This is a genomic window from Bordetella hinzii LMG 13501, from assembly GCF_001548475.1.
Lineage (GTDB): Bacteria > Pseudomonadota > Gammaproteobacteria > Burkholderiales > Burkholderiaceae_B > Bordetella > Bordetella hinzii.
In genome coordinates, this window is record NZ_LRUJ01000003.1 from 113891 (window position 1) to 138167 (window position 24277).

General features: G+C 58.0%; 23 protein-coding genes and 1 tRNA gene. 8 read left to right on the forward strand and 16 right to left on the reverse strand.

Annotated elements, in window-relative coordinates:
* Positions 1 to 99: 99 nt before the first annotated feature.
* The 3 genes from ilvC to AXA74_RS03130 form a co-directional block, all read right to left on the reverse strand.
* Positions 100 to 1116 carry a ketol-acid reductoisomerase gene (ilvC, locus tag AXA74_RS03120; RefSeq protein WP_029579088.1) on the reverse strand — a complete coding sequence of 339 codons (1017 nt, stop codon included), beginning with the start codon at positions 1114 to 1116 and terminating at the stop codon, positions 100 to 102.
* Between the two features lie 65 nt (positions 1117 to 1181).
* Positions 1182 to 1673 (reverse strand): acetolactate synthase small subunit, encoded by a 492-nt coding sequence (gene ilvN / locus AXA74_RS03125; protein ID WP_029579087.1) that lies wholly within the window; start codon positions 1671 to 1673, stop codon positions 1182 to 1184.
* Positions 1674 to 1683: 10 nt separating this feature from the next.
* On the reverse strand, positions 1684 to 3786 hold the full coding sequence (locus AXA74_RS03130; protein WP_267461115.1) for an acetolactate synthase 3 catalytic subunit: 2103 nt from the start codon (positions 3784 to 3786) through the stop codon (positions 1684 to 1686).
* Positions 3787 to 3892: 106 nt separating this feature from the next.
* On the opposite strand from AXA74_RS03130, the gene AXA74_RS03135 reads away from it, so the two are divergent.
* Complete coding sequence (locus AXA74_RS03135; protein ID WP_032978773.1) at positions 3893 to 6100, forward strand: FUSC family protein; 2208 nt, start codon at positions 3893 to 3895, stop codon at positions 6098 to 6100.
* Here AXA74_RS03135 and yaaA read toward each other — a convergent pair.
* The 3 genes from yaaA to AXA74_RS03150 all read right to left on the reverse strand — a co-directional run bounded on the left by yaaA (position 6097) and on the right by AXA74_RS03150 (position 8941).
* Positions 6097 to 6870 carry a peroxide stress protein YaaA gene (gene yaaA / locus AXA74_RS03140; RefSeq protein ID WP_032978775.1) on the reverse strand — a complete coding sequence of 258 codons (774 nt, stop codon included), beginning with the start codon at positions 6868 to 6870 and terminating at the stop codon, positions 6097 to 6099. The two genes, AXA74_RS03135 and yaaA, sit on opposite strands and share 4 nt — an antisense overlap.
* Positions 6871 to 6889: 19 nt before the next feature.
* A complete protein-coding gene (locus tag AXA74_RS03145; protein ID WP_032978778.1) occupies positions 6890 to 7672 on the reverse strand; it encodes a 3-hydroxybutyrate dehydrogenase in 783 nt (260 codons plus the stop codon).
* A gap of 72 nt (positions 7673 to 7744) precedes the next feature.
* On the reverse strand, positions 7745 to 8941 hold the full coding sequence (locus AXA74_RS03150; protein ID WP_029579082.1) for a cation:proton antiporter domain-containing protein: 1197 nt from the start codon (positions 8939 to 8941) through the stop codon (positions 7745 to 7747).
* Between the two features lie 213 nt (positions 8942 to 9154).
* Between AXA74_RS03150 and AXA74_RS03155 the strand changes: the two genes are divergently transcribed.
* Both AXA74_RS03155 and AXA74_RS03160 read left to right on the forward strand, forming a co-directional pair.
* Positions 9155 to 9244: transfer RNA gene (locus AXA74_RS03155), tRNA-Ser, on the forward strand.
* Between the two features lie 389 nt (positions 9245 to 9633).
* Complete coding sequence (locus AXA74_RS03160) at positions 9634 to 9852, forward strand: helix-turn-helix domain-containing protein (protein ID WP_032978781.1); 219 nt, start codon at positions 9634 to 9636, stop codon at positions 9850 to 9852.
* Between the two features lie 407 nt (positions 9853 to 10259).
* Here the strand turns inward: AXA74_RS03160 and AXA74_RS03165 are convergent, their stop codons facing one another.
* Positions 10260 to 10736: a hypothetical protein gene (locus AXA74_RS03165; RefSeq protein WP_032978784.1), complete on the reverse strand. Its 477-nt coding sequence runs from the start codon at positions 10734 to 10736 to the stop codon at positions 10260 to 10262.
* A gap of 266 nt (positions 10737 to 11002) precedes the next feature.
* On the opposite strand from AXA74_RS03165, the gene AXA74_RS03170 reads away from it, so the two are divergent.
* Positions 11003 to 11725 carry a hypothetical protein gene (locus AXA74_RS03170; protein WP_126623670.1) on the forward strand — a complete coding sequence of 241 codons (723 nt, stop codon included), beginning with the start codon at positions 11003 to 11005 and terminating at the stop codon, positions 11723 to 11725.
* 112 nt (positions 11726 to 11837) lie between these two features.
* Here the strand turns inward: AXA74_RS03170 and AXA74_RS23750 are convergent, their stop codons facing one another.
* From AXA74_RS23750 to AXA74_RS23765, 6 genes are all read right to left on the reverse strand, one after another.
* Positions 11838 to 13214 (reverse strand): Fic family protein, encoded by a 1377-nt coding sequence (locus AXA74_RS23750; RefSeq protein ID WP_080700938.1) that lies wholly within the window; start codon positions 13212 to 13214, stop codon positions 11838 to 11840.
* A 104-nt stretch (positions 13215 to 13318) separates the two neighbouring features.
* Positions 13319 to 13780 (reverse strand): ankyrin repeat domain-containing protein, encoded by a 462-nt coding sequence (locus AXA74_RS23755; RefSeq protein WP_221772250.1) that lies wholly within the window; start codon positions 13778 to 13780, stop codon positions 13319 to 13321.
* A 505-nt stretch (positions 13781 to 14285) separates the two neighbouring features.
* Entirely contained in the window at positions 14286 to 15263 is a 978-nt protein-coding gene (locus tag AXA74_RS03180; protein WP_051593939.1) for a replication initiation protein, read from the reverse strand.
* Between the two features lie 620 nt (positions 15264 to 15883).
* Complete coding sequence (locus AXA74_RS03185; protein ID WP_032978790.1) at positions 15884 to 16183, reverse strand: H-NS histone family protein; 300 nt, start codon at positions 16181 to 16183, stop codon at positions 15884 to 15886.
* 40 nt (positions 16184 to 16223) lie between these two features.
* Positions 16224 to 17888, reverse strand: a complete 1665-nt coding sequence (locus AXA74_RS23760; protein WP_197723097.1) for a TIGR02391 family protein — start codon at positions 17886 to 17888, stop codon at positions 16224 to 16226.
* Positions 17863 to 18930, reverse strand: coding sequence for a DNA cytosine methyltransferase (locus AXA74_RS23765; protein ID WP_032978793.1), 1068 nt, complete (start codon positions 18928 to 18930; stop codon positions 17863 to 17865). The genes AXA74_RS23760 and AXA74_RS23765 overlap by 26 nt, the downstream gene beginning before the upstream one ends.
* A gap of 247 nt (positions 18931 to 19177) precedes the next feature.
* Here AXA74_RS23765 and AXA74_RS23770 point away from each other — a divergent pair, with 247 nt between their 5' ends.
* Complete coding sequence (locus AXA74_RS23770) at positions 19178 to 19594, forward strand: very short patch repair endonuclease (RefSeq protein ID WP_080700941.1); 417 nt, start codon at positions 19178 to 19180, stop codon at positions 19592 to 19594.
* 390 nt (positions 19595 to 19984) lie between these two features.
* Here the strand turns inward: AXA74_RS23770 and AXA74_RS03190 are convergent, their stop codons facing one another.
* Both AXA74_RS03190 and AXA74_RS03195 read right to left on the reverse strand, forming a co-directional pair.
* Positions 19985 to 20341, reverse strand: a complete 357-nt coding sequence (locus AXA74_RS03190; protein WP_032978808.1) for a hypothetical protein — start codon at positions 20339 to 20341, stop codon at positions 19985 to 19987.
* Positions 20342 to 20423: 82 nt separating this feature from the next.
* Positions 20424 to 21443: an NADP-dependent oxidoreductase gene (locus AXA74_RS03195; RefSeq protein WP_032978811.1), complete on the reverse strand. Its 1020-nt coding sequence runs from the start codon at positions 21441 to 21443 to the stop codon at positions 20424 to 20426.
* A gap of 87 nt (positions 21444 to 21530) precedes the next feature.
* On the opposite strand from AXA74_RS03195, the gene AXA74_RS03200 reads away from it, so the two are divergent.
* Entirely contained in the window at positions 21531 to 22085 is a 555-nt protein-coding gene (locus AXA74_RS03200) for a TetR/AcrR family transcriptional regulator (RefSeq protein WP_032960831.1), read from the forward strand.
* A gap of 129 nt (positions 22086 to 22214) precedes the next feature.
* On the opposite strand, the gene AXA74_RS03205 is transcribed toward AXA74_RS03200, so the two are convergent.
* A complete protein-coding gene (locus tag AXA74_RS03205) occupies positions 22215 to 22643 on the reverse strand; it encodes a Rid family hydrolase (protein ID WP_029579078.1) in 429 nt (142 codons plus the stop codon).
* 81 nt (positions 22644 to 22724) lie between these two features.
* Between AXA74_RS03205 and AXA74_RS03210 the strand changes: the two genes are divergently transcribed.
* Together AXA74_RS03210 and AXA74_RS03215 are read left to right on the forward strand one after the other, a co-directional pair.
* A complete protein-coding gene (locus tag AXA74_RS03210; protein ID WP_029579077.1) occupies positions 22725 to 23483 on the forward strand; it encodes a nitroreductase family protein in 759 nt (252 codons plus the stop codon).
* Between the two features lie 35 nt (positions 23484 to 23518).
* Positions 23519 to 24259, forward strand: coding sequence for a FadR/GntR family transcriptional regulator (locus AXA74_RS03215; RefSeq protein ID WP_048939895.1), 741 nt, complete (start codon positions 23519 to 23521; stop codon positions 24257 to 24259).
* Positions 24260 to 24277: the final 18 nt, after the last annotated feature.

Consider the following 24277-nt stretch of genomic DNA (forward strand, 5'->3'; position numbering starts at 1 on the left):
AGCGGGCTGCCCGCCCCCGAGGCCGGCTTGCCGCCGCCGGGCGCCCCCGGGATGCAAAAAGGCCGCCCGAAGGCGGCCTGTCTTGCCGAACCGGGGCGATCAGTTCTTGGACTTGTCCACCAGCTTGTTGGCGGCGATCCAGGGCATCATGGCGCGCAGCTTGGCGCCCACCACTTCGATCTGCGATTCCGCGTTGATGCGGCGGCGCGAGGTCAGGGTCGGCGCGCCGGCGGCGTTTTCCAGGATGAAGCGCTTGGCGTACTCGCCGGTCTGGATGTCGGTCAGGCACTGGCGCATGGCCTTGCGGGTTTCCTCCGTCACGACCTTCGGGCCGGTCTCGTACTCGCCGAACTCGGCGTTGTTCGAGATGGAGTAGTTCATGTTGGCGATGCCGCCTTCGTAGATCAGGTCGACGATGAGCTTGAGCTCATGCAGGCACTCGAAGTAGGCCATCTCGGGCGCATAGCCGGCTTCGACGAGGGTGTCGAAACCTGCCTTGATCAGCTCCACGGTGCCGCCGCACAGCACGGCCTGTTCGCCGAACAGGTCGGTTTCGGTTTCTTCGCGGAAGTTGGTCTCGATGATGCCGGCGCGGCCGCCGCCGTTGGCGCTGGCGTACGACAGGGCCACGTCACGGGCAGCGCCCGACTTGTCTTGGTAGACGGCCACCAGGTGGGGCACGCCGCCGCCTTGCGAGTAGGTCGAGCGCACGGTGTGGCCGGGCGCCTTGGGGGCGACCATGATGACGTCGATGTCTTCGCGCGGCACGACCTGGCCGTAGTGCACGTTGAAGCCGTGGGCGAAGGCCAGCGCGGCGCCGGGCTTGATGTTGGCGTGCACTTCATTGCGGTAGACCGCGGCGATGTTCTCGTCGGGCAGCAGCATCATCACGACGTCGGCGCGCTTGACGGCTTCGGCCACTTCGGCGACTTCCAGGCCGGCGTTGGCGGCCTTGTTCCAGGAGGCGCCGCCCTTGCGCAGGCCGACCACGACCTTCACGCCGGAGTCATGCAGGTTCAGGGCGTGGGCATGGCCTTGCGAACCGTAGCCGATGATGGCGACGGTCTTGCCTTTGACGAGGGAGAGATCGCAGTCTTTGTCGTAGAAAACTTTCATGGTTGCTCCAGATGCTTATTTTTGAAAATCGTTGAATTCAGGGTGTAGGGTACTGCGGATGCCGGTCAGAGCTTCAGGATGCGCTCGCCGCGGCCGATGCCGGAAACGCCGGTACGGACGGTTTCCAGGATGGCGCTGCGGTCCAGCGCCTCGATAAAGGCCTGCACCTTCTCCTGGTCTCCGGTCAGCTCGATCGTGTAGGACTTGTCCGTAACGTCGATGATGCGGCCGCGGAAAATATCCGCCATCCGCTTGACTTCTTCACGCTCTTTGCCGACCGCGCGCACCTTGATGAGCATCAGCTCACGCTCGATGTGCGCGCCCTCGGTGAGATCGACCACCTTGACCACATCCACCAGGCGGTTCAGGTGCTTGGTGATCTGTTCGATGACCTCGTCGGAGCCGACGGTGACCACGGTCAGGCGCGACAGCGTCGCGTCCTCGGTGGGCGCCACGGTCAGCGTTTCGATGTTATAGCCGCGCGCGGAAAACAGGCCAACCACGCGCGAGAGCGCGCCGGGCTCGTTTTCCATGAGCACAGAAATCACGTGTTTCATGGTGGCCTCCTTACAGATCCTCGGAACCGAGCAGCATCTCGGTCAGCCCGCGGCCGGCCTTGACCATCGGCCACACGTTCTCGGTGCGGTCGGTGATGAAGTCCAGGAAGACCAGGCGATCCTTATGCTTCTTGAATGCCTCGCGCAGCGCCGGCTCGACGTCGGCCGGGCGCTCGATGCGCAGCCCCACGTGGCCATAGGCCTCGGCGACCTTGACGAAGTCAGGCAGCGAATCCATGTACGACTCGGAATAGCGCGAGCCGTAGTCGATCTGCTGCCACTGGCGCACCATGCCCAGGAAGCGGTTGTTCAGGCAGACGATCTTGGGCGTGAGGTGGTATTGCTGGCAGGTCGACAGTTCCTGGATGTTCATCTGGATGGACGCCTCGCCGGTGATCACGGCGATGTCCGTGCCAGGATTGGCCATCTGCACCCCCATGGCGTAGGGCAGGCCCACCCCCATGGTGCCCAGGCCGCCGGAATTGATCCAGCGGCGCGGCTTGTTGAACTTGTAGTACTGCGCGGCCCACATCTGGTGCTGGCCCACGTCCGAGGTGACGAAGGCGTCGCCGCCGGTCACTTCCCAGAGCTTCTCGACCACGAACTGCGGCTTGATGACCTCGTCGGAGGGCGCGTACTTCAGGCACTCGCGCGCGCGCCAGGCCTCGATCTGCTGCCACCATTTGTCCTGGGAGGCCGGCTTGGTCTCCTGGCGCGCCTGTTCGTAATGGCCGATCAGCTCGACCAACACGTCCTTGACGTTGCCGACGATGGGCACATCGACCCGCACGCGCTTGGAAATCGACGAGGGATCGATATCGATGTGGATGATCTTGCGGGCGTTCTGCGCGAAATGCTTGGGATTGCCGATCACGCGGTCATCGAAACGCGCGCCGATGGCCAGCAGCACATCGCAATGCTGCATGGCCATATTGGCCTCGTAGGTGCCGTGCATGCCCGGCATGCCGACAAAGCGATGATCCGTCGCGGGCAAGGCACCCAGGCCCATCAGGGTATTGGTGCAGGGCGCGCCCAGCAGGTCCACCAGCTTGCGCAGCTCATCCGACGAATCGGAGAGGATCACGCCGCCGCCGGTATAGATCATGGGGCGCTCGGCGGCCAGCAGCATCTGCACGGCCTTCTTGATCTGCCCCTGGTGGCCCTTGGTGACGGGCGCATACGAGCGCATGGCAATCTCGCCCTTCTTGGGCGTGTACTTGCACTGCGCGACCGTGATGTCCTTGGGGATGTCGACCAGCACCGGTCCGGGACGGCCCGTGCGCGCGATGTAGAAGGCGCGGCGCATGGTTTCGGCCAGGTCCTTGACGTCGCGCACCAGGAAGTTGTGCTTGACACAGGGGCGGGTGATGCCGACGGTGTCGCACTCCTGGAAAGCGTCCTCGCCGATGGCGGCGGTGGGCACCTGCCCGCTGATGATCACCATCGGGATCGAGTCCATATAGGCCGTGGCAATGCCGGTGACGGCATTGGTCACGCCCGGACCGCTGGTCACGATGCAGACACCGACCTTTTGCGACGCGCGCGAATAGGCATCGGCGGCATGCACGGCGGCTTGCTCGTGGCGCACCAGGATGTGCTGAAACTTGTCTTGCTTGAAAATCGCGTCGTAGATGTAGAGCACCGCGCCGCCGGGATAGCCGAAAACGTGTTCCACGCCCTCTTCGGCCAGGCAGCGCACGACGATATCGGCGCCATTGAGTTCCATGTTGTCTTTCCTTTCTGTACCGGCCCTGTTTCCCTGGCTGTCGCGCGCCCGGATACGGCGGCGACGGAACCCATACCTGGCACGACAGCATGATCCGGCGCTTTGCGGCTCACGGAGCCACGCCACCCGGACACCCTGCCGACCCGGCACACGCTCGTCAGAGACGCAGTGCAAACGCCCAAGAAGGCGTCGGAGGTCGAAATGGAAGCCTTGGCAACACACGCTTGTGGCGCGGCCAACAGCAGGTATTACTGGCGCAGCAGGCCGCGGAAGGTGGCCCGGGCCCTGCTCGCCCGCGCGCCGGATTCGGATAGCAGGCCGGCGCAAGAGGGGGCAATTTACCGCGTTGCGGCATCCTCCGCAAATCGGGGTGTGGCCCAGGCGCATCGACGGCCGTTTTCTGGCGCCGCCGCAAGACCCGCCGCCCCATCCGGCCCCCAAAAATCCGGCCGGATCTCTATACTTGGCATGTCAAGACTCGCCTTCGCCCCCAATGGACCTGCGCATCGCCAGCATCCGGCGCTTTCTCTACAGCCACTATTTCTTTGGCGGCGTGCGCCAGGCGATCGGCATGCTGCTGCCCGTGCTGCTGCTCGGCGGCATCTGGGGGCAATACAGCATCGGCCTGGTGGCCACCTTCGGCGCCCAATGCCTGGCCATCATTGACCAGCCGGGCGGGCCGCAGCGACACCGCAGCAACGAAATGCTGGGCGGGGCCTTGCTCGGCGTGTCCACCGTCACCATCACCGGGCTGGCCTCGACCTACCCGCTGCTGCTCTGGCTGGTGGTGATCGGGCAGTGCTTTCTGTTCTCGATGTTCACCGTCTTCGGCAAACGCGGCGGCCTGATCGGCTTTGCCGGCCTGCTGCTCATGACGCTCACCATGCACTCGCCCATGGCGCCCAGCCAGGTGCTGTGGCATTCGCTGGCCACCCTGGGCGGCTCGCTGTTCTATTTTCTGTTCAGCCTGTGCTTCCGTCATCTCTTCTGGCTGCGCGAAGAACGCCAGGCCATGTCGGTGGCGCTGTTCGCCACGGCCGACTACATGGCCTCGCGCGCCAGCTTCTACGATGAAAACGACGACCTGGAGGAGTCGTACCGCACGCTGATGCAGCGCCAATCCGCCATGACCGACAACCACCAGGCCGCGCGCGACCTGGTCTTGCGCGCCCTGCCCCGGGGCAAGGGCTATCGCGAAAACGACCGGATCATGCTGTGGAATATGTTCGTCGACATGCTGCAGCTGTTGGACACCCTGGTGGCCACCCACACCGACTACGCCTCGCTGCGCCGCTCGCTGGCGGGCAACGACATCCTGATCTTCATGCGCGACGCGCTGGTCAAGATGTCGCTGGAGCTCAACCGCATCGCGCTGGACGTCTCGCGCGGGAGGCCCACGCAATACCGCAGCAGCGCCAAGGCCGAACTGCGCGCCATCGAATACGAGATCGAACAGCTCAAGCAGCAGGGCCTGGGCGAGCGCGAACCCGAGATACTCGCGCTGCTGATCCAGGCGCTGCGCCGCCTGCGCAATGCCGCGCGCATCGTCGACCGCCTGGCCGACCACACCCAGGACCGCCCAGACGCCGTGCCCACCAGCACGCTGCGCATCGACAAATCCCTCACCCGCTTCATGTCGCGCCAGGAAGTGCGGGTGGGCATGATCACCAGCAACCTGCGCCTGGACTCGCCGCATTGCCGCTATGCCCTGCGCGTGACGCTGGCCGCGGCCATCGCCCTGGGCCTGATCGGCAGCTGGCTGCCGCAGAACATGGCGGCCCACAGCTACTGGGTGCTGCTGACCATCGTCATCATCATGAAACCCGGCTTTGCCCTCACCCGCCAGCGCAACGGCTGGCGACTAATGGGCACGCTGATCGGCTGCATGCTGGCCCTGGCCCTGTTCATGACCACCGACAGGCCGGCCGTGCTGTTCGCCGTCTTGCTGGGCGCCTGCATCATGGGCAACAGCCTGGTGCAGCTCAACTACATGGCCAGCGCCATCTTCAATACCCTGTTCGTGGTGCTGGTCTTCCATTTCGTGGCGCCGGGCTCGGTATCGCTGGAAGTGATCGGCGAGCGGGCCATCGACACGGTGCTGGGCTGTGTGCTGGCCCTGCTCTGCAGCTACATCCTGCCCTGGTGGGAAGCGCGCTACATGAAGCCCCTGGCCCGGGCCGCCTCGCGCGCCAACCTCGAATACCTGCGCGCCGGCCTGAACTATATCGACGTGGTGCGCCAACATGGCGGGGCGCCCGCCTCGGAAAGCGACAACGCGGTCGCCGACGCGGACCTCGCCTGGCGCCTGGCGCGCAAAAACGTGCACATCGCCTTCAGCAACTATGCCGAGGCCTTTTATCGCATGATGAGCGAACCCCGGCAGCACCAGGTCAATGTGCCGGAATTCAACAACCTGTTGATCCAGAACCACATCCTGGCCTCCCAGATCACGGCCGCCGTGCCCACGCTGGCCGGCATGCCACAGACGCCGGCCGAGATCCAGCAGGCGCTCGAGGCCATGCTGCGGCTCTTGCAGACCGATGGGCCGGAGCCGGCCGACCTGCCCACGCAGTTCGACACCACGGGCGAAGCCGCCGTCCTGGCCTATCCGGTCAAGCAGATGCTGCGCGCCGCCGTCATGATCCGCCAGGAGCTGACCGCCGTGGCCGACCCCGGCGAACCGGGGCTGGTCACCGCCTAGCTGTACCGGCGCCGGAAGACCAGCTTGTCCGCGCTGGAGGCCGAGGCATCAAAGGCATAGCCCTCGCTGTCAAAGGCCTGCAGCCCTTCGGGCTTGTTGATCTTGTGCTCGATGGCATAGCGCGCCATCAGGCCGCGCGCCCGCTTGGCATGGAAACTGATGACCTTCCAGGCCCCGTTCTTCCAATCCTGGAAGACGCATTGCACCACGCGGGCCCGCAGCGTCTTGAGATCAACCACCTTGAAATACTCTTCCGAGGCCAGGTTGACGATGACCGGCGTTTTTTCGCCCTCCTGCCGCTCATTGAGATAGCCGGCGATGGCGCCGCCCCAATACTCGTAGAGATTCTTGCCCTTGGACGTCTGCAGCCGGGTGCCCATCTCGAGCCGATAGGGCTGCATCAGGTCCAAGGGGCGCAGCGCGCCGTACAGGCCGCTCAGGATGACGACGTGGTCCTGCGCCCAATCCAGCTGCCTGGCCGACAGGCTGGAAGCCTCCAGTCCCTCGTAGACATCGCCATTGAAGGCCAGCACGGCCTGCCGGGCATTGTCCTGGGTGAACGTCTTCTTCCAGCTTGCATAGCGGCCCACGTTCAGCTCGGCCAGCGCCTGGCTCAGGCTCATCAGCTCGGCGATATCGTCGGCCGACTTGGTCTTGAGCACCTTGATGAGCGCGGCAGCCTGGTCCACGAACAAAGGCTGCGTATGCGTCTGCACATGCACCGGCGAGTCGTAGTCCAGCTTCTTGGCGGGAGAAAGCAAAAACAGCATGAGGGCAAAATCCTTGTTATCAGCGGGCGGTCCAGCCGCCATCGACGGAAATCGTCGTACCGGTGATCTGCTCGGCGGCATCCGAAGCCAGGAACACGGCGGTGCCGCCCAGTTGTTCAGGGGTGACGAACTGCAGCGAAGGCTGCTTCTCGCCCAGCAGCTCGCGCGAGGCGGCCTCCTGATCCACGCCGTCCTTGGCGGCCAGGGCCGTGATCTGCTTCTCGACCAAGGGCGTGCGCACCCAGCCCGGGCAAATGGCATTGGCCGTCACCCCGGTGCCCGCCGTCTCCAGCGCCGTGACCTTGGTCAGGCCCACCACGCCGTGCTTGGCCGCCACATAGGCCGACTTCTGGGCCGAACCCACCAGGCCATGCGCCGAAGCGATATTGATAATGCGCCCCCAGCCCTGCTTCTTCATGTGGGGCAACGCGGCGGCCGACCCATGAAACACGGCCGACAGATTCAGGGCCAGGATGGCGTCCCACTTCTCGGCCGGAAAATCCTCGATCAACGCGGTGTGCTGGATGCCGGCATTGTTGACCAGGATATCAATGCGGCCCAGCGACTTCACAGTGTTGGCCACCAATTGACGCACCGCCTCGCCCTTGGACAGATCGGCGCCGTCGTACAGCACCTGCACCTTGTGCTGCGCGGCCAGGTCGGCGCGCAACTTCTCGATTTCCGCGGCATCGCCGAAACCATTGAGCACCACATTGGCGCCCTGCTGCGCGAACGCGCGCGCGATTCCCAGGCCGATACCGCTGGTGGAACCCGTGACGACTGCAACTTTGCCTTTGAGCATGAAGATTCTCCGCTGGGTCAAGACCCGTCAAGTGTATCGCCGCCGCGGCCTTCCCGCATGACAAACCGGCCGTCAGCGCACCGAAGAATCCTCGCGCTCATCGAAACCCGCCGGGCGCACGCGCATCCCGCCTATACCGCCATAGCGCGCCGGCAACAGCTCCGCCAGCTTGAGCGCGCAGGGAATCAAACCCATGGAAACCGCCACGATCACCGACAGCACATCACGCTGCACGACCGTCATCAAACGGTTGCTTGCCGCCTCGGCAAAAATCGCATAGCTGAACTCGCCGCCCTGCGCCAGGACCAGGGCGAACATCAGGCGGTGATAATGCGGCAGCCCGCCCAGGCGCGCCATGCCATAGAGCAGCAAACCCTTGATCAGCAAAAGCGCCACCACCCCCAGGGCCACGTAATGCCAATACTGGTAGACCTCGTGCAAGTTGATCGACATCCCCACCGCCAGGAAAAACAGACCCAGCAACAGCCCCTTGAAAGGCTCGATGGTCTCCTCCAGATCGGCGCGATAGCGCGACTCTGCCAGCAACACCCCCATCAAGAACCCCCCCAGGCCGGCCGACAGCCCCGCCGCATCGAAAAGCTGCGCCGCGCCCAGCACGATCAACAACGTGGCGGCCGTGAACAGCTCGCGCAGTTCAGAGCGCCGGATCCACGTCAGAAAACGCAGCCGATACCCCGCCAGCACCACCAGCACCGCCACCAGCGCCACCCCGAAATGCGGCGGCTCGGCGTCGCCCGAGCCCAACATCCCGGCCGCCACCAGCATGGGGATGGCCGCCATGTCCTGGAACAGCAAAATCCCCAGCGCCATCCGTCCCAAGGGCGCCCGCAGCACCCCACGCTCCTCCAGCAGACGCAAAGCCACCGCCGTCGACGACAAGGCCAGCGACAGCCCGCACAACACCGCCACCGTCACACTCATACCGGCCAGATGACGCAGACCGGCGCCGAACACCACCCCCAACAGCCCCCCCGCCGTCAACACCTGCAAGGCCCCCAGGCCGAACACCTCCGCGCGCATCTCCCACAGCCGGCGGGGCGCCAGCTCCAGCCCGATCACGAACAACATCATGACCACGCCCCACTCCGACACACTCATCATGGCCGGCACATCGGTCACCAACGCCAGGCCCGATGGGCCCACCGCGATACCAGCCGCCAGATAACCCGGGATCGCCCCCAGGCCCAGGCGCTGCGTCAGCGGCACACAAATCACTGCCGCGAGCAACAACAGCGTGATCAGCCCCATGCCCTCGCCTCCCATCCGATCGAAGAAAAATTTGCAGAAAGAAAAATTTTGGGTAGAATAGCGGGCTTTCCTGCTTCGGCAAAAGCCACAGGAAACAAACCGCGTTAAATCATCGGTCTCATTGGTTTTGTGGACACCACACCAAGCAGACCGGGATCGGCACCCAAGGTTCGGACCACGACCGGGACTGAAACAGGTTTGAGCAAGACACCTGGAGAGGTGGCAGAGTGGTCGAATGCGCCGGACTCGAAATCCGGTATACGTTTAGGCGTATCGTGGGTTCGAATCCCACCCTCTCCGCCAGACATTGCAAGCCCCTGATTCGTCAGGGGCTTTTTTCATTGGGCTCACGTCCGTGGTGTACCTCCTTGGGGCACCTCTTCTCCACGGAAGAGCCCAATGAAAATCCCCGCTCGCGTCAGCCAGTCGCGCCACGGCATCTACTACTACCGTTTCCAGTTCACCGCTGCAGGCAAGAGGCAGGAACGGCGGGTACCCACCACCACCAGGATTAGGCCCCCAGGCCCCGTATCGTCGGGGTTCTTGGACATGCGCTGGTTCTCCAGCTCATTGAGAATCAGGAGATCGCTAATCCAGTTGTCGCTCACGTGGACTCCGAGAAGAGTTAAGTCTTTGAAATTTCTAAATTATTCGAAAATCGAATATTCGAATCCAGACTATAGCGTGCATTCATGCTCTATGGTCAACGCTACGAGGCGGTGCGACGCGAACTGCAGCAGGTGCGTCTAGATGCTGGCCTCACTCAGACGGAACTTGCCAATCGCCTTGGCAAGAGCCAGAGCTATGTCTCCAAAGTCGAGCGCGGCGAGCAATACATCGATTTAATCGAATTTATGGCGTGGTGCGAATCTTGCAAAGCCGAGCCCGAGAAGATAGTCAAGAAAATATAGTTAGCAGCTTGACAACTCGAATTCTTGCGTTAGATTAATTCTTGCTGGTCTCTCCCAAAAGGTTCCAGCTCCGTTGTTGTGTTGTTGTTATCAAAAAACCCGCCGAAGCGGGTTTTCTTGTTTATAGGTCCAATGCCTTCATCACACTGGTATCTGATGTGATAGCAATGCCGTGAGTCGTTCGGCCCCATAAGTAGATCTCCTTCTCAAAATCCAAGATACAGTAGCCAGCCTCCTATAGGCGGCGTGCCATATTGTCCGAAACAAGCCACCAACTAAAGATTTCCCTCTCTGGGCTATTTGGATAGTCCCACCAAGCAGGAACCTCTAATACTCCTGTTTTGCCCAGATGGGCTACCAAATGGTTGACACAGCCGTAAAGGTGGGCGTGAAGATAGTCATCACGCTTATTCATCTTCATCCTCCCACACAGGGCAGTCATACAGACCTTCTGACGGAGAGGCACTCCATTGAAGCTCAGGCAGCTCCTTCTCAATGCGCCCCGTAGGGTAGAAGTGTTTCCCTCCTTTGAACTTCACAACGAAAGAGCAAGCGGGAATAGCTTGGGGATGATTGCCAATGCGCTGCTCGTTATCGAGCTGCCATTGAATAGCTTCTTGCGGCTGCATATCAGGCACGACGACACCGCCAACCGCAAAGACCATGGCGACGGCATCTTTGTGAATGATACGGGGATCAAACTTCATCGCGGATTGCCATTGTTCAGTGGTAAGGGCATCAGTCATCATAGGGAAGAAATCCCCGGTAATGATGGCAATCCTAGGATAAAGAACCCCATCATTCTTACGAACGGCCATGCATGCTTGGGCATACATATCAAGCGTTTCCCTATCGTCTTGGTTCATGATTTGTTCAAGTTTCATATTCACTTCTCCTAAAGGTTGGTTTAAATCGAGCTGCGACCACCGCGATTCGATGAAGTGAAGTATGAAATCCGCCACAAAATTTCGATCTGCAGCACACCTACAGCAACTGAGGTACGATGCTGGCTCAGTGCTGTGTTGACAGGGCGAAAAAATCGTGAGTGATTCGGGCTTCTTTAATCAGTTTTTGGCTGACGAAGTGGAACCACCAAAGAAGGTAAAAAACGCCCCGTAGCCAGACGGTTGAGCTCGTGGGTATCGAGGCCATGAAGACCTTGCTCTGGGCTCGTACGGTGATGGCACTCGCGGACTGCGCCCCGAGTGCCATCCAGAACCGCTACAACTTCCAGCAGCAGCGCATCGAGTTCCCCATGTATGCCAAGGGGCAGCGCACACCCTCTGTGCAGACCTTGGTCGATGTGGAAGAGGCAGCGCCGGTTGGAAGGGACAAGGCGAAGCTCAGGCCCTTTGCTGGAACACGCAGGCTCTTTGAGGTGGGACCAGAAGGGATGCCGCTATGGAAGGTGCTGGAAGGCTCCATAGCGACTTGTGAGGGTGTTCTTGATGAGTGGCTTACTGAACGTTGGGCAGCGTCGATAGTGGCCCTCATGGACTTCCCGGAGAAGGTGGATCGCCTAGTGGCAGCCATGCTGCCTGCGGACCTTCTTGTCGAAATGACAGATCCGCATTTCTGGCCCCCACTTGGTCGGTTCTCGTACGGAGTTCAAGTCATGCTCAAGATGAAGGGCTCCATGCTCACCAGTAGGGACGAGTGCCACCTTAGCGAAGAGCTCACTGCGCAATGGCTTACCGTGGTTCTAGCCGCCTGGCAAATGGCCTATGCCCGAAAGGCGAAGCGTAACGAAGCCGATCTGCTTTTGGTGCTGTCGGTCAACGATCTGGAGCAAACCTTGCCGCACATCCATGTGGAGCTTGAGCACTGGTTAGAAGTCGATATGAACCAGAAGATGGCAGAAAGATTTTCGTAACTGCGCACGGTAAAAACAGATGTCCTTTCCCAGGGCCGAGTCTGTAAAAATCGGATAGACCGTCACCCCCTCCTCGATATAATTTTCGTTCGCCACTAGGGAGCTCGCTCCGTTAAATAAGCCCCAATTTAGAAAAAGCCTCCTGAATGAACTGGCTCGCGATTTCGGTTGCGGCGATTTCCTCATCCCATTCGTGTTGGCGCGTCGTTGGATTGTAGCGACGCCGCATGAAAACTCGGCCGTCTAAAACAATCTCTCGCAGCGCGATTCGATCTTCGGTAATTTCGTCCAGACTTTTGTATCCACCTGCACTGTCCTGCACCGATACCAGAAGATTGATAACCCCATCGTCGAAGTTTTTTGTGTCATCTGCTCGATGTATATGACGACCATGCCAAAAGATATACCGCTGATCGATATCTCTCCCATTTATATGTAAGCCGAACAGCCAGGTTCTGGGCGCTTTCCCTTTAGTTCGTAAATTTTGCCATTTCTCGAAGTCTAGCCCACCGTAATCCTTAAATCCAATGCGTATATTGCTCAGCTCCTCACTCAGCAATTTACAAATATTGCTAAACTCCAGCTTTATTGCCTCACTGTTCTTCTGAAGTGAAATGAATTTTCGATGGTCAGTTTGTTTTACTTTCTCTGACGCGGCTCGGGCAATATTTTTTATCCAGTCCGTCTTTGCTTTTTCTGTGCGAATAATAGAGAGATAACGGTCCGCTGTGCGCAAAGTATTCTTCGCCGTAATCTCCAAAAACGACAGTCCGTCACCCTGATCTGCTTGCTCTAATGCATCATAATAATTCCGCTCCCGATCTTCCGGCTGAACCGTCGCAGGCACGTATCTAGCCTTAAGGAGGATAAAGTCTTGCAGCAGTCTCGATAGACGACCATTTCCGTCCACGAAGGGGTGAATTCTAGTAAAGGCCCAATGGACATAGGCCGCGTTCTGAACTGGGTGAGAATCCTTGTTGGAATTGCAAGTGCTTATTGCTTTCTCGACGAGGTTAGGCACGTCCAAGTGGGATGGCGGCAAAACACTGGCCCCAGAGATTGCAACATCCTTAGATCTAAAACGTCCTGCATTCTCGCAATCGATCTTATTCAATAGCTTCTGATGAAGTTCCTTAATCAGTTGGATGGAAAGAGGCTCACCCCGATCAAGGCATTCCTGCAAATAGAAACAGCAATCTGCTAAGTTTATTACTTCCTGCTGTTCTTTTCGCGAGCCAGCCTCAAGAATTCCAGAACTCAATACAGCAATTGTCTCTCGCCTTGATAACCTATTTCCTTCAATCACCGCCGACGAATAGACACGATCATACAGAATCTCCTCTTCAAGTTTTTGGATAATGGCTGACGGAAGGGGCCGCTGCAAGTCAATTTCACGGATGCTCTCGTCTACTTCATCGAGGTAATCCAGCGTTGCCCCAACTGGGAGGAACCTGTCATAGTTTTCGATATCTGACGTAATGTCCTGCATTCGCCTCACTCCCAATAGTAACGGACTGTATTTATAATTTAATATATTTCTCATTGCCCAGCAAGCTTTTCCCGCTTGGTTGAACGCCAGTTGCCCCCAAAACGTTAGCGTCGATGAACAACTGCATCTTTCTCCCCTGTAGCACCAGCATTCGCATCTAGGAAGCTCCTGAGCTTTTCACTTCCATACTCATAAGCAATCCGTGGGTCGGCACCTTGGTCAATGAGGTAGGCGACGACTTTTAGATAGTTATTCTCCGCGCTGTTCTTTAGCGCTTCGTCATTCTCTGCATGGATGTAAGCGCCTTGGCTGACCAAGAACTTCACAATAGGCAAATGCCCTTTTGCTGCGGCTGTGCGCAACGCCTGCTCTGAATGAGCATGGATGTTCGCGCCATGCTTGACAAGTGTCTTGATAGTGCCCAGATTCCCTGACATCGCACACCAGATAAGCGGAAAGCTTCCATGTGCATCTACGTCGGCTCCATGTTCGATGAGACACTTGGCTATCTCCATGTAGCCAGATCGGATAGCCGAGATAAGCGACTCATCCTCGTTAGTATGCACATCGGCACCGCACCCAATAGACGGACTACTGCTTCAAATTTTCCGAACTTAACTGCCGACCTCAGACGCTTATCTAGTTGGTCCGCAATGGCGGGTTCTGAGCGACGCATTTGTGCATAAACCAGCTTATTGATATCTAACTGGCTTCTTATACGAATCTTGTCTGGCTTCATGGTTTCTCCTTTGGTGAATTCTTGGAGAAACTGTAGTTTTGTCTGGCTAGAAGTCAACCACGCCTAGATGAGGCGTTCAATTTTTCGAACTATGGTGGTTTCCCTGGACATGACACAAACGGCGATAAATTCAAATAAAGGGCTCACCGCAATTTCTGTCGCTATTGCTCCTTTCCTACGGATGCTCACCTATTTAAGGGGAAGAGCGTCAGGGTACAACCTACTAATTCCTTACCCTAACGGGATTCTCTCTGCGGGACCCCTTTGGGGTAATTATCTGATGTACACCGTGTGGCACCATAGTTGGGAAATCCAACTAAATAGACTTCCGGTTAAATTTTATAGATCGAGAATTGGTACTCAACTTGACTCCAATTCCTTTTGACGGATCGAAGACTAAGCCCGGAATGGACGGCAATGGAGTTCTGCGTAATTGCGGTTCCTTGAGCCTTTAAGGCGGTCACACTAGCGATGATGCGCTTCTGTGTGTCGTTCATCTTCGCTTCGTTTGTATAGGCGGCGGCCTGTCGCTGTTTCTCTGCAAGCAGCATGTCAGCAGGCAGGGCCATCACACCACGGTTGACCCGCTTGTCATGGCGATGCCGCCAGGTCCAAGTTCCAACACTCTTGGCCGTAGATAGCACTTCCTTGTAGAAAAGTGTCCCTGCTGGGCTGCCTGCGAACTCGGCATTGATATTGAAGGCTTGTGTGTTCACATCCTCTTGGAAGTCCTCATAGGCATCGTAGAGCTTCACGGCGGGATAGGCCCAGAAGCGTAAGTTGTCAAAGAGGGTGCAATTCCTTCCCAGCCCGTTCTGGTAGCGCTGTAGCTCGCGCTGCGATGTTATGTCCACGTACTCCATGAAGTCTTCGAATTCGTAGCTCACACGGTGCTGTAGGACCTTCCAGTGAGGGTGGCAAGGGTTCTTGGTGAAGCGCCCCACATAGGCGGGATCTGCACCAGGCACAGCCCTAGTGAGTGCAATGTCCACAGCCTCATAGAAGCGCTGCGGTGCCCTCCTCCCTGCCTGGGTGTAGATCACTGGAGTTTTGAGCTCCCAGAGGTAGTGGCAGCGGCCTGACTCTGGACTGATGGTAATGATGGTAGGAGCGGGAAGATTCTTTTCTTCCCATAAGAAGGCACTGCTAGGGCTATCTATGTCCAAGACGATGTAGCGTTTATATAGCTGGTTATGCTCAATGTAGCGATAACCCAACGCCTTATCTTTTCTACGGTATTTCGTGCCGTCTTCAAAGTTATCAGTGCTATTTAGCTTGCCAAGCAGACTTTCTATCAATTCCTCTATCAATTAAGTTCTCCGATTCTTTATCGATTGAGAACTTATTTCGCGCAGAGGACTTGACTTTTATTTCATTTTTCGTAGAATATAAATCGTATCAACTGGTTGTGTTCGCCTGGAAGCTCTCAACCGATAAAAAGGCTCCGTTAATTCGGGGCTTTTTCTTTTATGGTTATACAAGAAAAAAACCAACTGTCAAATCTGGCTTTTTAATTGGCTGCCCAAGAAGTCAGCAGTCCATTCAATTTTCTCATTGAGAAGTGAAATTGAAACTCGGCAAAGCCCTAGCAATTGGTCAACAACGAGCATAGACAGAGCATCATCAGAATGGTGTCGGACTGTCTCATTATGCTGAAGGATGGTCAGCACTGCCCCGCCCCCTGTAGCTAATGCCCGTGAATCTTCTACGCAGCTTAAGAGATGCTTGGAGTCAAGGGTTTGATTCTGCGCAGCAGCATGCACTTTCGCTGAGAATCGGAGAATTGCACGATCTGAGAAATTGGGCATTCTGACCTCCAAAGACAGGACAGCGCGATCCTGGCGTACTCTGGAACAGTTGTCATCCCATCAATGAATGCGCACATAAAAAAAAGCACCCCGCAGGGTGCTTTTTGCTAACGAAGGCACGCTCAGACGGCGAAGTCTTCTTTCTTCTTTCCGCCTTCAATCGCGTTGGCTAGCCATTGGGGGCTACGCCCACGTCCCGACCACTCTTCGCCATTGGGACCACGGTACTTGACAGGAGCAGAGCCTGCCGATTTCTTGACACCGCCCTTCTTGGAAGCACCCAAGTCGGCGGTACTGATACCGTACTCAGCCATCTTCTGCTTGATCTCGTTGATGACTTCAGCCATTTCTTTCTGGCGAAGTTCTTCTGCTTCCTGAAGCAGCTTTTCGGCTTTGGCTTTGAGTTCGAGATAGGTTGCCATCTAAAGGCTCCAAGGTTAGTAGTAGCGTAATTCTAGCGCACTACTGCTTGGCGGGCTCGCAATCACGCTTAGCGGCGCCTTCATTCACTGTAGCACTGTCCAATCGTGTTGCCAAATACGATATGAGACTCAGCATGTTCAGGCAGTCTAACTCCGAAATGACAGAAGGGACAACAGTTGCCATAGGCGAGTGATTGACGGGATTACGAAAGCCTGTGATCAATCCACGAGTCAAATACTGCTGTCCCTCTTGCATATTTATGTCCGACTCGGTAACTAGGCCATTAATCTGCACCGTGGGAGCTTTTACGATGGTTTTTTTATCCCGCGCAACCGCAAATAGATCTGCCAACCCGACTCCATCCACGTCCCTCTGAGACAATTTCCGCAGCTTCTCAGCATACAGCTTAACCCCTTGGTCAGCGGCATGGCCAAATTGCTCGTTCTTATAATAAACTGCTACACCGTCCTTTATGCATTCATGAAGATGACGCCAATGAAGTAAAGGATACTCGGGTATAAGCGAGTAAAGGGCTTTAACAACCGGAGCATAAGTTTCCCCTACTTCCTCACTGTCACCCATCTGCTTGACAATCGTTTCGACGGATTGTCGAACGTCGGTTGGAAGTGTATTAAACCACTGCTCCTTGTCGATACCAGTATCGTGCTTGAATTGCCTGTCTTTTTTTTCGGCTCGCCTTTTTCGCCAATCTTGTCCAACACGTGCTATCAGTGCAGATAAATATTCCCTAAAGGCAGCCATTTCTGGATTCTCCCAGTTGATGGATTGCCTGTTGGTAGAAATCACATCCTCATCTAGAAGATCTATGAAATCGGCCTTAATCCAGCCGGTCAAATATTGGTAAAAATGGCTAGATGTGCTGTCTGAAAAATATTCAGGCGAATTTACCAACTTTCCGCGTGAGAAGATTGCAATCCCCCGCAGCCCTGAACTAGGTGGAATTGGCGTCTTTGCGGTAACGAAACTTAGTTCTACCTTACCATAATAATCACTATTGGACTCTATGAGGTCCTTTTCCGTCCACTTAAATTGCTCCTCTACATTTCCGTATCGCCTATCGTTCGTGATGGTGACCGTTTTGCCCTTCGAGTCTTTTAGGATTATTTGAAAAGCGGAGTGAACAATAAAGATCCGGGAAAGGCTATCGGCTATGGCCTCGATATCAAAAGGACTTTTTCGCTTGAGATCGTCTAGTTGAATTGTGGTGCCAGACGTCCTTTTGACGTTTTGATCGACTAAGTCCGTCTGCGGGTTATATACGCCTTGGGCCGCCCTTAGGGAATCCCAATTTAGAGTAAAGCGATTTCTTAGGTTGTTCTTTATGGTATCGACTTTCACCTCTTTAGCGAGCCCAAAAAGGGCTAGCTTTCCCAGCCCCTTTTTCCCGGTGGGAAGTCGTTTAAATTTAGGCGAAGGCTTGTCGCCTTCGTCCTGTCGGCGATTTCTCCCAATCACGAGGAATTTTTTTTGAATGTCCTCAGAGGACATCCCAGTTCCGTCGTCATAAATAGTTATAGCCTTAGGCGTTCCATTTTGCTCAAAAAACTCGACAATTACCTTGCTGGCATCGGCGTCATAAGCATTCGAGATAAGTTCAGCAAGCGCAGGCGGAAGTGTCGCATACATCTTCACGCCCAAATGCTCGATAGTTTTGGGATCAAACCTTAGCTCGTATTTGCTCACGCCTTACTCCCTGTAAGTGGGCTTTGTATTGAACCGCTTGACGCCTAATAAACTCTGGCGGAAGCGCATTCCCTATCATCAATGCAATTGCATCTTTGCCACGCGAGTCCGAAAATCTGTAATTGGACGGAAATGTCTGCAAGAGGGCGGCTTCACGAAGAGTAATAGCCCTATCTTGGTCGGGATGAATAAAACGGCCTTTGGATGGATTGGTACATCCCCCCGTTATCGTCGGGGCCACATCATTCCACGCCATTCGGCCATATACATCGTGATAGCTGTCTGGCCGCCTTAGATGGCACTCCAGCCAATACTCCTTTGGTATATCTGCTCTCGACCCACCGTCTTTTGGCACTAACGCGATAAGATTCTTTACCTTTTCGCTTCTCTGCGCGGGAAAGTCGTGCAAAGGGTCACCGCTGATTCCTGGAGGCAATAGGCCCGATATTGAGTCCAAAACAGTTTTCCGTGTTTTGACTGGCTTAGCATTCGGAATCTCTCCGAATCTAGAGGCTTTCACCAATAGCCTTTTGCGTCGTTGCGGAACTCCATAATCTGCAGCATCCTTCACCTGTGCAAAGGTGTCGTCCACGTAGTAGCCCAGGCTATGAAGTCGTTCTTTGAGCTCCCCAACCCGCCAATCTTTAGCCAATGCTGGAACGTTTTCAAGCATGACAGTTTTCGGCAACATAGCTTCAACGTAGCGGACAAATTCGAAAACGAGATCGTTTCGTTCATCTTCAATAGCAGCAGCTTTGTTGCGTGTTCGGTGCGAAGAAAAACCTTGGCAAGGCGGGCACCCGGCAAGTAGATCCAACTCCCCTCGCTCAAGCCCCAGATCCTGCATGATCTGGAGAGGGTTCAATCTGCGAATATCCGCCTGATATATCTTTGCCTTGCGATTATTCAATCGGTATGTTTCTGCCGCTACGGGATTATTCTCCACTCCGGCAAGAACGCAGAACCCAGCCCTTTTTAGTCCTACCGTTAAACCGCCAGCGCCACAAAACAGGTCAATTGCCGTGTAGATTGTTTTTGACATCGGTCGTTCTAAAGTTTGAAGTAGCATGGATTACCGGTGAGCAATGGTAACAAAAGAGCAAGATTTGGGCGAGAGGATGTGCGAGGATGTACGGGTTCGGTGCCTCTCTGGAATTGCGATAGCCCCGCTACAGCCCCGCCTCAGACGCAAGACGGCTGCAGCACTCCTAGGTACGCTGACCACCATTGGCCCTCTGTCGAAGTCCACACAACTACGACAGCCGACGCGGACTGCAGGACTCGATCCCATGGATAAACTTTTACCGGAACACAGAGGACGGCTAATGAGCCGCGTGGGTACTAAGAACACGGCCCCAGAACTCGCTGTCCGCCAAATTCTATTCGCAATGGGCTTTCGGTATCGGCTCCACGATCAACATCTACCAGGCACGCCAGATATCGTCTTTCGTGGACCGAGGAAAGTCATCTTCGTCAATGGCTGCTTTTGGCATGGGCATGAGGGATGCCGGTATGGCGCGCCGCCCAAGAGTCGAGTCGAATTTTGGACAGAGAAGATTTCCCGCAATCGTTCACGAGATCAGCGAAACATCGAGAGACTTCTGCGAGCAGGCTGGCGTTCTTTAACCGTATGGGAGTGTGAATTGAAGAATGTCCAAGCACTAGCTAAAAAGTTGGTTGGCTTCCTTGAAGACGAAGAGGAGTGAACAGACGTCCGCGAGCCTGAAGAAGTCGAATTCGAAGGAGGAACAGGCATCCACATCGGTTGACGCCCCCTTCCCTTCGCCGGTAGGGTACGGTACCTCACTCAGGTACCTCTTTGGAGGGACTCCCCGGAGAAGGTCCGAGAAAATCTCTCTCGTGCGGTCAGGTTCTTACAATTCGGCGTGGAAGTGTCCCACCCTCTCCGCCAGATTATTGCCCGGGCAAGCCCCGAGCGGCGAGAAACCCCCGTAAGTTCAACGACTTGCGGGGTTTTTTCTTTCCGACGCCCGGCGGCTTCCCAAATCGCCCGCCGCCGTGATCGCAAAGCTGAAGAGCCACGCTTATGCATTGCGCTCGGCTGCGCAGGCCCAACCCGCATTAACTCGCGGAGTTCACCTCACTTCAAGCGTCAGAGCCGTCTCCTCAATTCTGATGAAACGGCCGTCGGAACCCCGCTCGGCAAGCACATAAACCTCTTGGAGGATCCGCTCTCCGTCACGCTTGAGCATGTCAATGACATGGCGCTCTGCGTAACGGCCGCCGTCAGAAAATTCGTCCAGCACGGTGATCGCGGCGTGCGCGACCGTCTCTCGGAGCCTGTCCATCCGCGCAAGAAATCCCGAGCGGTCATCCCATGTCCCGTTCACACGTTGCCGGAAGGAAGGTCCGAAGTGCCGATCCACCGCTTCTTCCGTGGTGAACTGCGGGGCGTTGAAGAGGTCGTTGATGGCGTCTTTGATTGTGGTCATCGAAGTTGTCCGTGGGAGACCTGCATCTTTGGCGGCGGGACTCGCGGGCGAACGCGCCGCGAGTCGCTCGGACAGCCTCGCCTCATCGAACCTTGAGCACCAGCTTGCCCTGGATGTGTCCGCGAGCCGCCCGTTCGTGCGCCTTGCTGGCGAAGGCGAGCGGGTAGGTGCTGTCAATGACGACTCGAATTGTCCCGTCATCCAGCAAGCGGCCGAGTTGCGCAAGCTGGGCGCCGTTTGAGCGCACTTGGGTTGCCGAGACGGTCACGCCCCGCTTCTGGGCCTCTTCGGCGCCGGAAAAGCCCAGGGGGAATACGGGAAACAGCGCGCCACCGCGCTTGAGCGTGCGCATGAAGCGTCCCGTGGCCGGGCCGCCCACCGAATCGACGACGAGGTCGATGTCGCGAAGCACGTCCTCGGGCGTGGTCTTCGTGTAGTCGAGAACCTCGTGCGCGCCGAGCTCGCGCAATAGCGCTTCGTGTCGGCCTGACGCGATGGCGATGACGTGCGCGGCCTTCAGTTTGGCGACCTGCACCAGGAAGTGCCCAACGCCGCCCGCGGCCCCGTTCACGACGACAGTCTTGCCTTCGAGCGGCACGGGCACATGCCGGGTGGGTTGGAGCGGATTGGGCTCGTCATGGCCCAGGTCCACCAGGAACTGCCACGCCGTGAGCAGGGACATCGGCGCACCGGCGGCCCGCACGTGGTCGATTCTGGCCGGTTTGAGTGCGATATCTGACGCCGGCACGCTGACGTACTCGGCATAGGCCCGGCTGCCTCCCGCGGAACCGAGGGGAAACCGAACCATGGAATACACCTCGTCTCCGACGCTGAAGTCCTTGACGTCGTCGGCAACGGACTCAATGACGCCCGAAATATCGGTCCCCAGGACCAAGGGGAAGGACAGCCGCGGCCGCCACTGCGGCGGCAGCATCTTGTAGCCGTCACGCAGGTACCAATCCGGCGGATTGATGCCGACGGCGTGAACGCGCACGAGCACTTCGCCCGGCTTTGCCTGGGGCATCGGCGCATCTTCGTAGCGCAGGACTTCCGGGCCGCCGAATGCATGTTGCTGCACCGCCTTCATTGCCTTGGCTTGCATGGCTTTCTCCTTGAACTGAAATGCGGTATCGTGATCGGAACAGTGCTCCGATTATGTGGAGCACTGTTCCGTTTGTCAAGGAATCCCATGCGTGCCGACGCTCAAAAAAACTACGACCACCTGCTTGCAGTCGCGCGTGAGGTCTTCGCGGAGCAAGGGGCTGATGCCTCCTTGCGCGATGTCGCCCGCCGGGCCGAGGTCGGCCTGGGCACGCTGTACCGTCACTTCCCGACCCGCGAGGCCTTGCTTGAAGCACTTCTGCGCTCAAGCTTCGATGCTCTGGCGGCAAGAGCCAGGGAACTCGAATCGTCGAGCGCTTCCGACAAGGCCTTGGTGACGTGGCTGCAGGAAACCATTGCGTTCACGCACGAGCATCGGGGCGTGATCACGCCAATGATGGGCGCTATCGAGGATGTGAACTCCGCGCTTCATGCGTCGTGCGTCACCCTGCGGGCCGCGGGTGCCTCACTGCTTGCCCGCGCGCAGGCCGATGGCAATGCACGAGCCGACCTGGATGGTTCGGAACTGTTCGACCTTATCGCGGCGCTCGCCTGGCTTCGCGAGCAACCCTCGCACGCGCCACGCGCTGAACGGCTCTTTGGCGTCATTGCCAGCGCGATTCTGGTGAATCGCAAGCGCTAGCCAAATGGCCGCGAATGGCGAACGTCGACTGCGGCCCAAAGGACACTCTCGGCTTTCGTTTGGCTGCAAGATGGAAAAAGGGCGCTTACCTGGAGCCTGGGGCGGTTATGGCTGTCCCACTCCCTCCCCTCAAGCCGCCGCCGCGCACGCCTCGATTTCAATCAGCCAGCCAGGCTTGACCAGCCCGGCGACCTGGACGACGGTGCGGGCGGGGAAGACGGATACGCGCGCCTTGAGGTAAGCGTTGTAGGCGGCGTTGAAGCCGTCGAAGTCCATTTGGCCGGTGTCGGGGTCGGCCACGAGGTAGATCCTGGCGTGGGTCAGTTGTTCCAGTCCCAAGCCCATTTCGGCCAGGACTTTTTCGAGGCGGGCGAGTGTGGTCCGGGTCTGCGTGGCGGTGTCGCCGTAGGCTTGACGGGAGCCGGCCGGGGCTTGGGGGTCGATCACCTCGGGGTACTGGGCGCTGAGTTGGAAGTGGGTCAGGCCCGGGGGGACGCCGACGGCGCGGCTGATGGCGGAGGGGGAGCCGGTGGCGGCGATGTGTTGGAGCAGGGTCATGATGGTGTTTTCCCCGATTCGTGAAAGGTGCGCCAGACTTTATAGTATTTTCACATTAATGCTCAATCAGGGAGAGCCTGGGTGGACGCCTTTCTTCAGCATTTGGCCATGCACCGCAGTGTGCGCGCGTTTGCCAAGCGCGAGGTGGCAGCGGGCGTGCTGGCCCAGGTGTATGCGGCGGCCAGCCGTTGTCCTTCTTGGAACAATGCCCAGAATGTGACTCTGATCGAGGTGCGGGACGCAGCGCGCAAGGCGGAGTTGGCGCGGCTTTGCGGTGGGCAGGAGGCGGTTGCGCAAGCGCCTGTGTTCGCGGTGCTGTTGATGGATTTCCACAGGACGGCCGAGGCGGCGGCGCGGCACGGCCGGCGGCAGGTCGCGCACGAGGATGTCAATGGGCTGCTGATCGGGGCGGTTGATGTGGGCATCATGCTGGCCACGCTGATGGCGGCCGCCCGGGCGGCGGGACTGGCGGTATGCCCCGTCGGAGGGATCCGGCGCGAGCTGGACGCGGTCATCGATCTGTTGGCCCTGCCGCCGTTGACGTTGCCGCTGGCCGGGGTCTGCCTGGGTTATGCGGCCGAGCCGGCCGCCGGGCCGCTGAAGCCCCGGCTGCCCCTGGATGCGCTGCGGCATGCCGAACGTTATGACCGTTCGCGGGTGGAGCCGGCGCTCACGGCCATGGATCGCGATATGGCGGCCTATCGGCAGGCGTCGGGCGCGGCGCCGGCGCCGTCCTGGACCGACGCGGTGTCCTCGCGTTATGCCGCCATGCCCGCCTACGCGGGCGTGGCCCGCGCCCTGCAGCGCCAAGGTTTTCGCTTTCCGGCGTTTGATATGTAAATCATATAATCGGATTTTTGGGACGGAATAGCGATATGGCGCTTCTGAAACGACAGGCCCCCGCAGCCGCTCGCAGCGAGCTGAATCTCACGGACCGCATCACCGAAATGCTGATCGAGGAGATCACCAGCGGGCAGTATCAGCTGGGCGAGGTCCTGCCGCCGGAGCAAGTCATCGCCGACCGCCTGGGGGTTTCGCGCACGGTGCTGCGCGAGGCGGTCTCGCGCTTGAAGGCGGACGGCATCGTGACCAGCAAACAGGGGCGCGGCCTGACGGTCATGCTCAATACCCGCCCTTCGGTGCTGCGCATGCAGGCGGCCGAGGAAGGCAATGTCGAGCAGATCCTGCGCATTGTCGAGCTGCGCCGCGGGTTCGAGATCGAGGCCGCGGCGCTGGCCGCCCAGCGCCGCGACCGGCAAGACCTGGACGACATGCGCGCCGCGCTGGACAAGATGGCCACGGCGCTGGAGTCGGCCGATGTCATCACCGGCGTGGATGCCGACCTGAGTTTCCATCGCGCCATCGCGCGCGCCACGCGCAATGAGCACTATCTGAATTTCTTCGATTTCCTGAGCGTGCTGTTGCGGCGCAATCTGGAAGTCTCGCGTTCGCGTTCGGCCAAGACGGCCGGGCGCGGCGCCCTGGCGCAGTCCGAGCACGAGGCCCTGTACGAGGCCATCGAGCAAGGCGATAGCGAGCTGGCCCGCCAGCGCGCCCGCAATCATATCGAGAACACCGAAAAACGCTTGCATACCACCAGTTTCTTGAAACGCTAGCGGCGCTCATGACCGCTG

Bases quoted from the DNA above. Each gene is read 5' to 3' on its own strand.
- ilvC (WP_029579088.1), bottom strand. From the start codon at position 1,116: ATGAAAGTTTTCTACGACAAAGACTGCGATCTCTCCCTCGTCAAAGGC.
- ilvN (WP_029579087.1), bottom strand. From the start codon at position 1,673: ATGAAACACGTGATTTCTGTGCTCATGGAAAACGAGCCCGGCGCGCTC.
- AXA74_RS03130 (WP_267461115.1), bottom strand. From the start codon at position 3,786: ATGCGCCTGGGCCACACCCCGATTTGCGGAGGATGCCGCAACGCGGTA.
- AXA74_RS03135 (WP_032978773.1), top strand. From the start codon at position 3,893: ATGGACCTGCGCATCGCCAGCATCCGGCGCTTTCTCTACAGCCACTAT.
- yaaA (WP_032978775.1), bottom strand. From the start codon at position 6,870: ATGCTGTTTTTGCTTTCTCCCGCCAAGAAGCTGGACTACGACTCGCCG.
- AXA74_RS03145 (WP_032978778.1), bottom strand. From the start codon at position 7,672: ATGCTCAAAGGCAAAGTTGCAGTCGTCACGGGTTCCACCAGCGGTATC.
- AXA74_RS03150 (WP_029579082.1), bottom strand. From the start codon at position 8,941: ATGGGGCTGATCACGCTGTTGTTGCTCGCGGCAGTGATTTGTGTGCCG.
- AXA74_RS03160 (WP_032978781.1), top strand. From the start codon at position 9,634: ATGCTCTATGGTCAACGCTACGAGGCGGTGCGACGCGAACTGCAGCAG.
- AXA74_RS03165 (WP_032978784.1), bottom strand. From the start codon at position 10,736: ATGAAACTTGAACAAATCATGAACCAAGACGATAGGGAAACGCTTGAT.
- AXA74_RS03170 (WP_126623670.1), top strand. From the start codon at position 11,003: ATGAAGACCTTGCTCTGGGCTCGTACGGTGATGGCACTCGCGGACTGC.
- AXA74_RS23750 (WP_080700938.1), bottom strand. From the start codon at position 13,214: ATGCAGGACATTACGTCAGATATCGAAAACTATGACAGGTTCCTCCCA.
- AXA74_RS03185 (WP_032978790.1), bottom strand. From the start codon at position 16,183: ATGGCAACCTATCTCGAACTCAAAGCCAAAGCCGAAAAGCTGCTTCAG.
- AXA74_RS23765 (WP_032978793.1), bottom strand. From the start codon at position 18,930: ATGTCAAAAACAATCTACACGGCAATTGACCTGTTTTGTGGCGCTGGC.
- AXA74_RS23770 (WP_080700941.1), top strand. From the start codon at position 19,178: ATGGATAAACTTTTACCGGAACACAGAGGACGGCTAATGAGCCGCGTG.
- AXA74_RS03190 (WP_032978808.1), bottom strand. From the start codon at position 20,341: ATGACCACAATCAAAGACGCCATCAACGACCTCTTCAACGCCCCGCAG.
- AXA74_RS03195 (WP_032978811.1), bottom strand. From the start codon at position 21,443: ATGCAAGCCAAGGCAATGAAGGCGGTGCAGCAACATGCATTCGGCGGC.
- AXA74_RS03200 (WP_032960831.1), top strand. From the start codon at position 21,531: ATGCGTGCCGACGCTCAAAAAAACTACGACCACCTGCTTGCAGTCGCG.
- AXA74_RS03205 (WP_029579078.1), bottom strand. From the start codon at position 22,643: ATGACCCTGCTCCAACACATCGCCGCCACCGGCTCCCCCTCCGCCATC.
- AXA74_RS03215 (WP_048939895.1), top strand. From the start codon at position 23,519: ATGGCGCTTCTGAAACGACAGGCCCCCGCAGCCGCTCGCAGCGAGCTG.